Source organism: Pseudooceanicola sp. LIPI14-2-Ac024, assembly GCF_042188925.1.
Taxonomy (GTDB): domain Bacteria; phylum Pseudomonadota; class Alphaproteobacteria; order Rhodobacterales; family Rhodobacteraceae; genus Pseudooceanicola.
Genome location: NZ_CP170102.1, coordinates 2175834 through 2188882 on the forward strand (window position 1 = coordinate 2175834; position 13049 = coordinate 2188882).

General features: G+C 70.0%; 12 protein-coding genes. 2 read left to right on the plus strand and 10 right to left on the minus strand.

Annotated features, from left to right (window positions below; all coding sequences use genetic code 11):
- Positions 1-4: 4 nt before the first annotated feature.
- The 6 genes from ACE2AC_RS10685 to ACE2AC_RS10710 form a co-directional block, all read right to left on the minus strand.
- A complete protein-coding gene (locus tag ACE2AC_RS10685) occupies positions 5-1330 on the minus strand; it encodes an FtsX-like permease family protein (RefSeq protein ID WP_375686977.1) in 1326 nt (441 codons plus the stop codon).
- Positions 1327-2025 carry an ABC transporter ATP-binding protein gene (locus ACE2AC_RS10690; protein WP_375686978.1) on the minus strand — a complete coding sequence of 233 codons (699 nt, stop codon included), beginning with the start codon at positions 2023-2025 and terminating at the stop codon, positions 1327-1329. The genes ACE2AC_RS10685 and ACE2AC_RS10690 overlap by 4 nt, the downstream gene beginning before the upstream one ends.
- Entirely contained in the window at positions 2009-2434 is a 426-nt protein-coding gene (locus tag ACE2AC_RS10695; protein WP_375686979.1) for a hypothetical protein, read from the minus strand. Before ACE2AC_RS10695 ends, ACE2AC_RS10690 begins: the two co-directional genes overlap by 17 nt.
- 82 nt (positions 2435-2516) lie before the next feature.
- A complete protein-coding gene (locus ACE2AC_RS10700) occupies positions 2517-3974 on the minus strand; it encodes an alkaline phosphatase (protein WP_375686980.1) in 1458 nt (485 codons plus the stop codon).
- A 183-nt stretch (positions 3975-4157) separates the two neighbouring features.
- On the minus strand, positions 4158-5828 hold the full coding sequence (locus ACE2AC_RS10705; protein WP_375686981.1) for a cyclic peptide export ABC transporter: 1671 nt from the start codon (positions 5826-5828) through the stop codon (positions 4158-4160).
- Positions 5829-5954: 126 nt separating this feature from the next.
- The gene (locus ACE2AC_RS10710) at positions 5955-7079 is read right to left on the minus strand and encodes a hypothetical protein (protein ID WP_375686982.1); all 1125 of its coding nucleotides are present in this window, start codon (positions 7077-7079) and stop codon (positions 5955-5957) included.
- Positions 7080-7249: 170 nt separating this feature from the next.
- On the opposite strand from ACE2AC_RS10710, the gene ACE2AC_RS10715 reads away from it, so the two are divergent.
- The gene (locus tag ACE2AC_RS10715) at positions 7250-8089 is read left to right on the plus strand and encodes a hypothetical protein (RefSeq protein ID WP_375686983.1); all 840 of its coding nucleotides are present in this window, start codon (positions 7250-7252) and stop codon (positions 8087-8089) included.
- Here ACE2AC_RS10715 and ACE2AC_RS10720 read toward each other — a convergent pair.
- A complete protein-coding gene (locus tag ACE2AC_RS10720) occupies positions 8025-8642 on the minus strand; it encodes a CDP-alcohol phosphatidyltransferase family protein (RefSeq protein ID WP_375686984.1) in 618 nt (205 codons plus the stop codon). The two genes, ACE2AC_RS10715 and ACE2AC_RS10720, sit on opposite strands and share 65 nt — an antisense overlap.
- Positions 8639-10177, minus strand: a complete 1539-nt coding sequence (locus ACE2AC_RS10725; RefSeq protein ID WP_375686985.1) for an FGGY-family carbohydrate kinase — start codon at positions 10175-10177, stop codon at positions 8639-8641. The genes ACE2AC_RS10720 and ACE2AC_RS10725 overlap by 4 nt, the downstream gene beginning before the upstream one ends.
- 127 nt (positions 10178-10304) lie before the next feature.
- On the opposite strand from ACE2AC_RS10725, the gene ACE2AC_RS10730 reads away from it, so the two are divergent.
- Positions 10305-11273 (plus strand): hypothetical protein, encoded by a 969-nt coding sequence (locus ACE2AC_RS10730; protein WP_375686986.1) that lies wholly within the window; start codon positions 10305-10307, stop codon positions 11271-11273.
- Here ACE2AC_RS10730 and ACE2AC_RS10735 read toward each other — a convergent pair.
- Complete coding sequence (locus ACE2AC_RS10735; protein WP_375686987.1) at positions 11243-12346, minus strand: glycosyltransferase family 4 protein; 1104 nt, start codon at positions 12344-12346, stop codon at positions 11243-11245. The two genes, ACE2AC_RS10730 and ACE2AC_RS10735, sit on opposite strands and share 31 nt — an antisense overlap.
- Positions 12343-13038, minus strand: a complete 696-nt coding sequence (locus tag ACE2AC_RS10740; RefSeq protein WP_375686988.1) for a CDP-alcohol phosphatidyltransferase family protein — start codon at positions 13036-13038, stop codon at positions 12343-12345. The genes ACE2AC_RS10735 and ACE2AC_RS10740 overlap by 4 nt, the downstream gene beginning before the upstream one ends.
- Positions 13039-13049 lie beyond the last annotated feature (11 nt).

Consider the following 13049-nt stretch of genomic DNA (forward strand, 5'->3'; position numbering starts at 1 on the left):
CCCCTCACCCGCGCAGCCCCTCGACCACCCCCTGCCGCAGCACCACGGCGGCGGGCAGCAGCGACAGCAGCAGCGTGACCGACACGAACCCGGCGAGGAACTGCACCTCGGGCCAGCCGAGGCTGGCCGCGACCGCCATGTCGGTCCGCGCGGTCACGACCTGCGCCAGAACCGCCGCCGCCGCCCAGCCGACCAGCAGGCCCAACAGCGCCCCGGCGACCAGCAGCGCCGCGCTGAAGGACCAGACCACCGCAAAGATGAACCGCGCCGGCGCGCCGAGCGCCCGCAGCAGCGCCGTCTGCCGCCGGAAAAGCCGCGTCAGGATCAGCAGGCCCAGCATCACGCTGGCCGCCACCAGCACCTGCGTCACCAGCGCCATCAGCGACATCGCCTGCCGCATGTCGCCCATCACCCGGTAGAGCCCGGCCAGCACCGCACCGGGGAAGAAGGCCATGGTCTCTCCGTCCCGTGTGAACCGCGACCGCAGGGCGTAGTTGGCCCAGATCTCATCGGCCCGGACGACGATAGCGGGCGTGCCGGGGAAGAACGCCGCGTCGAAGGGCGGGCCGATCTGGTCCGCCCGCTCCGGCGCGTGACCGTTGGCAAGCCCGTGGACCTCCCACACCATCTCGACCGGAATCAGGATGACGCGGTCCCAGGGCGTGCCAGTCGGTGCCATGCGCCCGACCACGGTGATCTCGCCCTCGTGACCGTGCCCGGCATGCGCCCCGAAATCGGCGGCGTCGCCGACCCCGTGGGCTGGCACGAAGGTGGCCCCGATCTCAAGCGGCACCCGCGCGCCCACCACCGCCTCGGCATGGTCGTCCCAGCCCCGGCCATCGATCCTGCCGTCCGACAGATGCTGCAGGAACTCGGGCGTGGTGCCCACCACCGGCGCGCGGCCGAAACTGTCGCCGAACGCCAGCGGCGCGGCAAAGGCGACGCCATCGGTCCGCGCGATCTCGGCATAGGTCGCACCCGGGATCAGACCCATGTCGCTCGGCTGCAGGAAAACGGCGGCAAAGAGGACCGTCAGCTCGCTGCCGGGCGCGGCGACGATCAGGTCGAACTTATCGGCGGCCCGGGCCGAGGCATGGCGCAGCCCGCGCTCCTGCGCCAAGAGGCCGATGCCCATCCCGACCGACACCGCGATTAACAGTACGAACAGGCCCGCGGCCCAGCGGAACCGCCAGAGGATCGCCCGTACCAGTGGCCAGGCCGCGTGCCCGCGCAGCACGACGCACCCGGTCAGCACGGCAGGCAGCAGCAGCGCGACCGCCAGCAGGATATCCTGCGCCGTGGCGGGCAACCCGTCCCAGGCCGCGGTCACGCAGGCACCCCGTCGGCCTCGATGCGCCCGTCCACCAGGGTCAGGACGCGGTCCATCCGGTCGGTGAGGTGCGTGTCATGGCTCACCGCGATCAGCGTCGCGCCCAGGTCCCGCGTCAGCCGGACGAGGTCATCGATCAGCCGGTCGGCGCTGGCGCGATCAAGGCTGGCAGTCGGTTCGTCGGCCAGCAGCACCGGCGCCTCGGCCGCCAGTGCCCGGGCGATCGCCACCCGTTGACGCTCCCCGCCCGAGAAGCTGGCCACGCTGCGTGCCCCGTCCCCGATGCCAAGCGCCTGCAGGTGCGCCGCCGCCCGCGCCCGCAGCGCCGCGCGTTCGCCCCGCGGCCGGAAGAGCGCGGCAATCGCGGCATTGTCGTCCGCGCCCAGTTCCTCGAACAGCAGGAAGTCCTGGAAGATCATGCCGATCCGCCCCGCCCGGAACGCCGCACGCCCGGCGGGCCGCAGCGCCAGCAGGTCGTCATCACCCCAGAGCACCCGGCCCTCGGCCTGCTCCAGCAGGCCGGCAATGGCGTAGAGGAAGGTCGATTTCCCCGCACCCGACGGCCCGCGCAGCCCGACCAGCGCGCCCGCCTCGACCGTCAGTTCCGGCACGTCCAGCAGCACGCGCCCGCGCCCGCTACGGACGGTCAGGCCGGAAACCGACAGCGGCAGACCCATCTCAGTCGTAGCTGGCATCGGCCAGCCGGACGAGGCTCAGGAACCCGGTCTCGGGGTCCTTGTAGGCACCCAGTTCCAGCACCCCGCGGGCCACGATCTTGACGTTGAAGGGCACCACGTCGACGACCCGCTTGGCGTAGACCGCGACGATGTCGTCGGGCCACTCGGCCTCGGTCTCGCAGAAGGGGCAGACGGCCATCGGCATCTTGGTCAGCACAAAGAAACGGCTGTCCGCCTTCAGCGGCGGCGCCATGAAGCCCTCGACCACCAGCCGCTGTCCCACGCTGTCGCGGGCCAGGTCCGACAGGCCGTCGCCACGCCGCTGGTAGAGGTCGCGCACCTTCAGCGGCGTCCCGGCGGCCGGCAGGCGCGTGGCGAGGAACGGCGTGGCAAGGGCGGATGCGATCAGGCGGCGGCGGGTCGGCACGGGGGGCCTCCGGACAGGCGGGTCGAAAGGGAACCACCGGGGCCGGTCCTGCCGCCCCCGGTGAGGTCAGTCTAGCGCAGGATCACTCTGCGTTCACGGCATGGTGCATCACGTGGAAGATCACGTTCTGCTCGATCGTGCCGTCGAAGAGATGCGCCCAGGGGCCCTTGGCATAGACGGCCACATCCTCGCCCGAGTGGGTTTCAGACGACATCGGGATCAGCGCCTGCTGGACATAGTCGAGGTCCTGCGCCTCTTCCTGCGTCAGCTCGGGGCGCGCCCCGGAAAAGCCGTTGCCGCTTTCCTTCAGGACCGACCCGGTGCCGTTCAGGTAGCCGATCACCGTGTAGGGCAGCCCGTCGGCGCCGGTCAGCAGCTCGTCGCTGTGCTTCTCACCGGTGGCCGAAACGTCATAGCAGAGCCCGTCGATCGGCGTGCCGCGGCCGCAATAGCCGTTGAAGGCGATGGCATGCTCGTGGTCGGCGGTCACGATGATCAGCGTGTCGGCGTCATCGGTCAGCTCGTCCGCGATGGCGACCGCCTCGGCAAAGGCGACACCGTCGCGCAGGGTGCGCGCGGCGTTGCCGTCGTGGTTGGCGTGGTCGACCCGGCCCGCCTCGATCTCGAGGTAATAACCGTTCTCGTTCTGGCTCAGGTACTCGATGGCCGCCCGGGTCAGGTCGGCCAGGCTCGGCTCGTCGTCATCGGCGCGGTCGGCTTCGTACTCCATGTGGCTGTCGTTGAAGAGCGCCAGCAGCGGGGTGGAACCGTCGAGGGCCAGCGCGTAGAACGACGCCGTGTCGGTCGCAAACTGTCCGCCCGCGGCGGTGAAGCTCTCGACCAGGTTCATGCCGTCGGCGCGGCGGCCCTTGAGGCCGCCGGTCTCGGTGCCCTCGGGAAGGAAGTAGCGGCCGCCGCCCCCGATGGCGAGGTCCACGGTCCCGGCGTTCATCGCCTGGATCAGCTGCTGCGCGATGTCGACCTGGGCTGTGCAGCCCTCGGGCACGGCATCTTCCCAGTTGCGGTTGGCGGTCTTGGAATAGACCGCCGCAGGGGTCGCATGGGTCAGCCGCGCGGTCGACACGACACCGACGGACTTGTCCATCCCGGTGACGATCTCGGCAAAGGTCGTCAGCTCGTTCCCGGCCACGGTCGAGCAATCGTCGTGGATCGCGTTTTCGCCGAGGTTGATGAGGTTGAAGCGCTGCTTCACCCCGGTGTTCATCGCGCCGGCGGTCGGGGCCGAATCCGGGGTCTGCGCGTTGATGTTGTAGGTCTTGACCAGCGCGCTGTGGAAGTCGGGCGTCTCGTAGGGCAGGACGTGGTCCTCGCCCAGGCCACCGGCCTGCTGACCGGCAAAGAGGCGCGTGGCGTAGTTGGTGCCGACACCGTTGCCGTCCGCGACCAGCAGGATCACGTTCCGGGCGCGGTTGGTGTTCATCTCGCGGTCGATGATGGCCTGGATGGCCTCCTGTCCCGCGGTGAACCAGGCGCTGCCGGCCTGCGGCAGCTCCTGCGCCGTGGCGACGCTGGCGGACATCGCAGCGGCGGCTGCAAATGCAAGTTTAGGGGATTTCACGACAGTACATCTCCTGTAAGGGGACTGGCCCGGCGGGGCGCAGGAATGCGTGCCTGATGGCAGACAGCAGGGATGTAACGGGCGCGTGACGCCGATGTGAAAGCTCGGCGACGCGCCGCCGACCGGCCGAGGCCCGGCCCGGCCTCAGCCCCCGTGCGCGGTGCGCAGGGTCACCGCATCACCGGACGCCGGGTCCGGCGGGCCGTCATAGACGACGCGGCCCAGGTCCATCTTGATCAGCCGGTCGCAGGTGCCGAAGTAGCGGTCGTCGTGGGTCACCGCGACGACGCTGATCCCCTCGGCCCTCAGCGCCTCGAGGTAGTCGGTGTAGAAGAACGCGCGGAACTCCGGGTCCTGCTCGGCGCCGAATTCGTCCATCAGCAGCACCGGCCGCCGCTGTGCCCGCGCCAGCACCAGCGCCAGCCGCTTGCGCTGACCGGTCGACAGCCGCGTGGTCGAGAACGAGCCGTCGTCGTTCAGCGTGACCTTGTCCTGCAGGTTCACCCGCTCCAGCTCGGCCTGGATCAGCGGCCGTGCGGTCCTGGCGTCCAGTCCGAAGGCCTTGTCGAAAAGGTGGAAGTCATGGAAGACCGACGCCACCTGGTCGCGCCAGGTCCCGAGGTTGGCGGTCCCCAGCACCTCGCCCCCCAGCCGCATCTCGCCCCGGTCAGGCAGGTAGAGCCCAGCCAGCACCTTCATCATCGTGGTCTTGCCCGACCCGTTGCCGCCGACGAGGAACACGATCTCTCCGCGGTTGATGGTCAGGTCGATCGGCCCCAGCGTGAAGGTCGTGCCCAGCTCGGGGTCCGAGTAATCCATCTCGACCTTGTCGAGGGTCAGCGCATCCGCCTGCTCAAGCACCGCAGGCACCCGCGCGGCCTCTTCCGGCGTCAGGCTGTCGGTCAGCCGGTCGAGGTTCTGCTTGGCGACCTCGGCCTGCATGAACGGCCCGACAATGTCCACCAGCTGCTCCAGCGGCGGCACGAGGTAGAGCAGAAGGGCGAGGATCTGGAACGCCAGCGCCGCCGAGGTGCCGATATACTCCGCCGGCAGGAAGGCGATCACGCCAAGCAGCAGGAACAGCATCGCCTTCGACACGATCGAGGTGGCGTAGAACAGGAACTCGGCCCGGACGAAATCGCGGCGGGCATCGGCGCTCGTCGCCTTGAGGTCGGACACCAGGTCATCCGCCACCTCGCGCGACAGCTTTGCCTCCTTGAAGCCGTCCAGCAGGTCCGACACGCCGCCGAATAGCTTGGCCTCGTTCCGGCGCGCCGACTTGAGGTGCACCTTGGCGTACTTCTCCTGCACGAAGTAGACGCGCACGCCGACGCCGATCACCGCCACGGCCAGCAGGAAGACCACCGGCGACAGCCACGCGAGGTAGATCATGCAAAACGCCACCACCAGCAGCGCCTGGAACCCCTTGACCATCCGCGTCCAGGTCGACCCGACGGTCCAGGCATCGCGCGTGATGTGGGCATAGATGTCGCCGCGCCCGTAGCGTTCGACATCCCGCAGGGCGCTGGCGTTCACCTTCTCGACCGTCTGCTGGCGCAGCAGCATGGTAAAGCCCTGCGCCATGTCCGTCGCCCGGTACATCGCGAAGTATCCGCCGACGAAGAACGCCGTCACCGACAACAGGAAGATCGCCGGGTAGGTCCAGTCGAAGGTCCCGTCGACCCGCGCGCTGATCGCCCCGTTGATCGCCGACAGCATCGCCCCGTTGGCAAAGCCCACGATGATCGACATCACGACCACCGACACCTTGGGGCCGGGGATGTTCGTCCAGATGTAGCGCACCAGGTTCAGCATCGTGCCTCGGGTCTCTCGGGTTGGGCCGCGCCGCGCGGGACAGCCGGCCGGCGCACTGGCCCGTCTAGATAACGGTCTCGCGGCGCGAATTGAAGCGCGACGGCACGCCGCGCCGCCGCCCGCGTCCTAGACGTGACCGGAAAGCTTCGGCCGCTGGTCCTCGGGTTTCCAGGCGTGGAACCGCGCGATCCAGTGGTTGGAATACATCTTCGGCGGCAGCGGCTTGTCGAACCAGGGTTGGAACTCCTCCACCCACTGCTTCAGCCGTTCCTCCGTCACCTCGTGCCAGTCCTCGATGATCGCCACCGGCAGGCCCTCGTAGATCGGGTCCATCTCGCAGCTCTTCACGATCGGGATGGTCTTGAGCAGCAGCGCCTCCCAGGTCCGGTGGCAGTCGATCGAGTTGCCGCGCGGGCTGGCCTCGAACGCCGCCTCCTTCTTGCGCCGCCAGACGTCGTTGCGCGTGGTCTGGCGCGGCTCCAGCAGGGCGACGGGGTTGTCCTTGAGCACCGCGATCGCCTCGGCCCGGGCATTGGCGCGCGGGATCGCATGCGGGTGCCGCATGAAGGTGTCCATGTTGAGCTGGAAGTTGCAGTAGACCTTGAGCGGCCGGTCCTGGATCGGCGGGATCTCGTCCCGGATCAGCTTCATCTGCGCCTGCTGCGCGCCCGGAGTGGCGGGGGTGCCCATGTCGCCCGCCCGGTGCGCGCTCTTGGGGTCGAGCTTGTGATAATTCATCCCCAGCGGCAGCGGCACGATCTTGCCCGTGGCCAGGTAGTCCGGCGTGAACTCGTAATTCTCGATGAACCAGCACAGCAGGTTCTCGTTCGCCAGCGCCGTCTCGACATCGAAATGCCGCGTCGGGTTGTTCTCGCGCGCCGAGACGAGGACGAACTTCGACTGCATCTGCGGCAGGAATTCCTCGATGAAGCGCGGGATCAGCTTGGTGTTGACCCAGATCACCGTGCCGTCGGGGTGCACGTCGGTCAGGTTCGCGGGCGGGCCGTCGTGGTAATCCTCCCAGACGATGTCGCAGCCGTCGCGCATCACGGTCGAAGAGACGAACATGTCCTTCTCTTCCTCGGCGATCTCTGCCGGGGTGAACTGCTGCAGCTCGGCCCGCTTGCGCCAGCTGGGATCGAGGGTGCGGTTCACCCACTTGCGGAACGGCACGTGCTGGTAGGCGACGACGAAGGCCACAATGCCCAGCACAACGGCCAGGCCCAGGAGCCACCACAGGATCGTGATCATGTCCGTGCCGCGCCCCTGCTGAAGATCGTCGTCATGTCCCTGCCCCCTGTGTAGATTGTGCAGCGTCCCGCATTTGCCGGTCATGGCGGCGGATTGCAAGCTCTGCCGCCGTCGTCTAGCAGACGGGGACAGGACCGGGGCGGGTGCCGTCGCGGCGCGATGGAAGACAGATGACCGACAAGACCCCTACCGATCAGCCCCCCGAAACGCCGCTGCACAGGGCCGAGATGTCCGTGCCGCTGGCCGCCATCGGCCTGGCCGCCACCGTGGCGACGCCGCTCTTCATCGACTATTGGATCGTCAAGGTCCGCTGGGACTGGATGGAGGCCTATCCCGACCGCGCCGCCGCCCGCCCGCCGACGATCAGCCGCGCCATGGCCGACATCCCCCTGGGCGAACAGCTGGGGATCTGGCTGTCGATCTGCGCGCTGATCATGGTGGTCGCGGCGGCCATAGTCTCGCTCCTCTACCTGCGGACCCTGCGCGCCCTGCCCGGCCCGCACCAGGCGCGGCGGCGGATCATCTGGATCGCGCTCGCTTTCCTGATCGTGCAGATCCCGGTCTCGGCCGGGATCATCCTGCAGGGCATCTACTCCCTCAGCGTCTCGAACGACCTGCACATGGCGGGGAGCTACCTGCTCTTCGTCGCCGCCGGTGCGGCGCAGGTGGTCTGCATCCTCGTGACCTCGAGCGTGCTGGCGGTGATCGGCACCGATCCCACCCTGCGCGAGGCCGGGCTGATCCACCCAGGGGCCGCGCGTCTCAGGGCCTGGGTCGCGGGCTGCGGCATTGCCATCGCCCTCGGCTACCTCGCGCTCTTCGTGCTCAAGGACACGGCGTGGAGCTCACCCGCGCTCTATCAGGCCTACGTCACCACCGAGGTGGTGCTGATCGTGGTCTACATGGGCTACCTGATGCTGCACGGGATCGACTTTGCCCGCATCCTCATGCGCCACGGTCGATCCGCATCAGCATCCCGAACGCCCGCCAGCCGCGCTGAAGGGCCGTGAGGTTCGTCAGCAGGGCGAAGATGCCCATGCCCCAGGCCATCACCGTGGCGACCCAGGCGTCGGGCACCAGCCCCGCGATGACCAGCATCAGGCACAGGTAGATCACCCGCTCCAGCCGCTCGAAGAGCTCGGGCCAGCCCTCGTTGGAAATCTCGGTCTCCAGCGCCACCCGCGCCTTGGCGTACGAGGTGATGACGCTGCCCGCGAAGGCCAGCATCGCCAGCGGCCAGAGGTCGTGCACATGGGCGATGGCCGCCAGCACGGCCAGTTCCTGGTAGCGGTCCACCATCGCGTCGAGGTAGCCGCCCGACTTCGACCGCATGTCGCGCCTGCGCGCCACCGCGCCGTCGAGCGCGTCAAAGGCAAAGGACACCGCCAGCCACAGCCCGAACAAGAGGTCGGACTGGTGCCAGAGATAGAGCGCCGAGCCGACGACGATCAGCCCCAGCCCGGTCAGCGTGACCTGGTTCGGCGTCATCTCGGCCTTGACCAGCGGGGTCGAGGCCTTTTCCCACAACGGGTCCAGCACATGCTTGATGAGGCCGTCGATCATGCCGCGCTCCCGTAGCTTTTCACCATGGCCTTGCGCAGCTTGGCCAGCTTCGCATAGCGCCGTTCGATCTGCTCCCGCCGTCCCGGCAGCGGCTCGTAGCGGGCGGTGACACGGTCGGCCAGCCGCCGTGCGGCGTGCCAGACATCCGGGTCCCAGCCCATCTCGGGCGCGGCCAGCGCGGCGGTGCCCAGCACGCCGGCAAAGCGCGACTCGCCGGTCACCACCTCGCGGTTCAGCGCGTCGGCCACGCATTGCGCCAGCACGGGGTTTGCCGCGCCACCACCGACCAGCGGCATGGGCCCGTCGAGCTTCACGCCCGGCTTCTTCGCCACCGACTCGTAGGCCCAGCGAAGGTTCAGTGCCACGCCCTCGAGCGCCGCCCGCGCCACCGCCTGCCGGTCGTGGTCGATCGACAGGCCATGGATCACGCCGCGCAGCGCCTCGTTGTCGACGGGCACCCGTTCGCCCGCGAACCACGGGATGACGAAGGGATCGTCCTCCTTCCACTGGCCCACGTCGCCGAAGAAGGTCGCCACCTCGGGCGGGTTGCCCATCAGCTTGGCCACCCACTCCAGCGCCGATCCCGCGCTTTCCTGGGTGGCGATCAGCAGCGGGCGGTAGCCCGCGCTGGAACAGACGGTGGCATAGGAATGCGGCACGCTCAGGATCCGCTTGGGGAAGAACCCGCTGACCCAGGCCGAGGTCGAGATGCACAGGTGCAGCGCCCCGTCCGCCACCGCGCCGGACCCGAGCGCCGTCGCCGTCACGTCGCCGCCGCCCGCCACCACGGCCAGGTCCGCGGGCAGCCCCAGTTCCGCCGCCGCGCGCGGGGTCAGGGTGCCGACCACCTCGGTCCCGTCCACGATCTCGGGCAGCTTGTCGAGCGGGGTGCCCGTCATCTTCGACAAGGCCTCGGACCACCCCTCCCTGCCGGGGCGGGTGTCCATCAGCCAGGTCAGGTTGGCGCTGTCGGCGGTGGTCACGAACCGGCCCGTCGCCCGGTGCAGCAGCCAGTCCTTCACGTCGAGCGTGCGGTAGGTGCGCTTCCACAGGTCCGGTTCGTTCCGCATCAGGAAATGCATCTTGGCGATCGGGTCCATGCCGTTCTTGGCCGGCGCGCCGTTCGCGATCGGGATCCAGCGGGTCAGCCGCGGGATGTTGTAACCCAGCACCTCGGGAAAGCCGCCGATCAGGTCGCGGGCGATGTTGGCCGCGCGGATGTCCTGCCAGATGATGCAGGGGCGCAGCGGCGTGCCGTCCTTGTCAACGCAGGTCACGCCGCACATCTGGGCCGAAAAGACCAGCGCCCCCGCCCGCGACAGCGTGCCCGGCAGGTCCGCCTCGATGGCCGAGAGCCCGCGCGCCAGCGCCGACCACCAGTCCTCGGGCCGCTGCTCCGCCACCCCGCCCGAGGCAAGCTGCAGCGGATAGGCCTCGACCCGGCGCGACAACAGTTGCAGCCCGGCGTCCACCACGCCCAGCTTGACGCTCGACGTCCCGAAATCGGCGGCGATGACCAGCTCTCCGCGGCTCATGATGGCATGTGTCCTGTCCCGCTCCCCGGTCGTTGCCGGGTTCATAGCTTTTGGCATGGCCTCCCCCGCGCGGCAACCCGGCTTTGACCCTCGCCAAGGCGTCCCGGCCCGGCTATCCAATGGCCCGATGAACATGCGACAGGACAAGATCGACGTCGTCTACACCTGGGTCGACGACACCTTTCCCGGCTATGCCGAGGTGCTGGCCCGCCACGCGGGCAAGCCCGCCGACACCAATCCGAACCGCACGCGCGACAACCTCGACCTGCTGCGCTATTCGCTGCGGTCCCTCCGCCATCTGCCCGAGCTGGGCCATGTCCACCTGCTGACCTGCCGCCCGCAGGTGCCGCGCTGGCTGGACCCCGGGGCACCGGGGCTGACCGTGCATCACCATGACGCCGTGATGGACGCGGGCCTTCTGCCCACGTTCAACTCGTTCTGCATCGTCAGCCACCTGCACCTGCTGCCGGGCCTCTCAGACCGGTTCCTCTACCTCGAGGACGACATGCTGCTTCTGCGCCCCGGGCTGATGGCCGCCATGGCCGATCCCGACGGCCGCCCGCTGTCGCATTTCACCACCCGCGCCACCGTGCCCGCCGACCGGCTCAAGCCCGGTGACTCGCCCTGGAACCACGCGCTCGCCAATGCCGACCGCGCGCTCGATGCGGCCTACGGCCCGCGGCCGCGCCACCACGCGATCCACGGCCCGAGGATTATCGACAAGGCACGCTTCGCCCAGGTGCTCGACCGTTTCGCGCCCGAGGTCGCAGCCACCCGTGCCGCGCGCTTCCGCGCCAACGACAACGTGCCGCCGGAATACCTCTATCCGCACGCCGCGGTCGACGAAGGCTGGCATCGCGCCGCCACCCGCGCAGAATCCGACACGGTCGAAGGTTACGTCTCGATCGACAACGTCCTGCCGCTGACCCGGCTCATGATGTGGCGGATGGAACGCCGCCGGCCCCTGACCGCGACCTTCAACGACAACTTCGGCGCCCGGCCCAACCCGCGCGTGGTGGCCTTCATGCGTCGCTGGCTCCAGGCACGGTTCCCCGACCCCTCGCCCTACGAACGCGCCGACAGCACCCGGTCATAGACCTCGAGGTACCGCGGCCCCACCCGGCTCACGTCGAACTCCATCGCGTGGCCCCGCGCCCAGTCCGTCAGCCGCGCCAGCCGCGCGGGATCGCCCGCCAGCCCGGCCAGCCGCGCCGCCAGCGCATCGGCGTCGCCCGGCGGAAAGGTCAGCGCCGCGCCCTCGCCCGTCATCACCGTGGCATAGCCCGCGTTCGCCGCCGCGACCGGGACCGTGCCCGCCGCCATCGCCTCGATCAGCACCAGGCCAAAGCTTTCGCCGTAGCCCGCGGGCGCGACCGAGACGTCGGCATCCGCTATCAGCCGGATCGCCTCGGCCCGGTCGGGGCTCGGCACCAGCCGCGCGCCCTCGGGCAGCGGGGCGGGCAGATCGCCGCGCCCGGCCAGCACCAGCTCGGCGTCGCGCAGGCTCTCGGGTCGCCGGTTCCACGCCTCGATCAGCACGTCGACACCCTTGCGCGCCTCGAACCGGCCCAGGTAGGCCACCCGGAACGGCCCCGGCCGCCGGGCGCCGCCGGTGTCGCCCGCCCGCCAGTCCGACAGGTCGATGGTCGGCGGCAGGATCTCGGGCAGCGGGTCCAGCCCCAGCCGCGCCCACTGGGCCTGCGGTGCGGCCGAGGGCACGATCAGCGCGTCGAGCTTCGCGTGATACCGCCGCGCCGCGCGGGCGATATAGCGATCCTCCAGCCCCGGGCTGTCGGTCTCGGGCAGGGTCGCGTGGAATGTGGCGACCGTCGGCAGCCCCATCCGCCGCCAGAGCTGCCAGGGCATCATCGGCGTCCAGGGCGTGTGCAGGTGCAGGATGTCGGCGCCCCAATCCCGCAGCTCCCGCGCCGCGCGGCGCAGGGCGGCGGGCGAGGCAAAGCTGAACTCGAACCCCGTCCCGTGGATCACCACCTCGCGCGCGCGGCCAAGATGCAGCGCCCCCGGCCCGGCCTCGGTGCCCGGCGGCTCGGGGCTGACCACCCGCGCACCGTGGCCAGCACTCTCCAGCCAAGCGCAGAGGTCGCGCACGTTGCTCTGCACCCCGCCGGGACGCGACATCGGGTAGGGGCTGACGTGAACGACCTTCATCGCGGGTCCTTTCCCAGCACCCGCACGATCGCGTCGACCAGGTCGATCAGGCTGTAGCCCACCAGCAGCCACACCACCCAGGGCGCACCCGCCGCGGCCAGCGCCAGGAATGGGATCGCCCCCGACAGCCCCGCCACGAATGCCACCGCCACGCCGCCCGCCGTCCAGCCGCCGCCATCGTCCACCGTCGGCGCGCCGCCCACGCTGTCGTTGATCACGCGCGCCAGCAGCCGTCCCCAGGCCGCCGCCAGCGCCAGGGCGCTCCACGCCCCCGCCGTGCCGCCATCCGCCAGCAGCCCGATGCTGCCATAGAGCACGCCCCAGAATGCCATGTCCCCGATCAGGTCCAGCCGCGCGCCCCGGGCCGAGGTCGTGCCGCTCCACCGCGCGACGTCGCCGTCGACGCAGTCGAGCACGATCACCAGGTGCGCCAGCAGGCAGACCGTCCAGGCCGCCGCGCCCGCGGGCAGCAGGACGGCCCAGACCGGCAGGGACAGCGTCACCGCCATGCCCGCCAGCGTCACCGCGTCGGCGCCGATCCCCTGCCGCAGGCAGAGCGGCACGATCACGAATCCCGGCCAGCGGTGCAGCGCCACCATGACCCAGTTGCCGCGCAGTTCCTCCTGCGCCTTGGCGCCGTCAAAGTAGACCCGGGCCAGCGCGGCCGGGGTGGGAATTTCGGTCACGGTCACGCGGCGGGCCT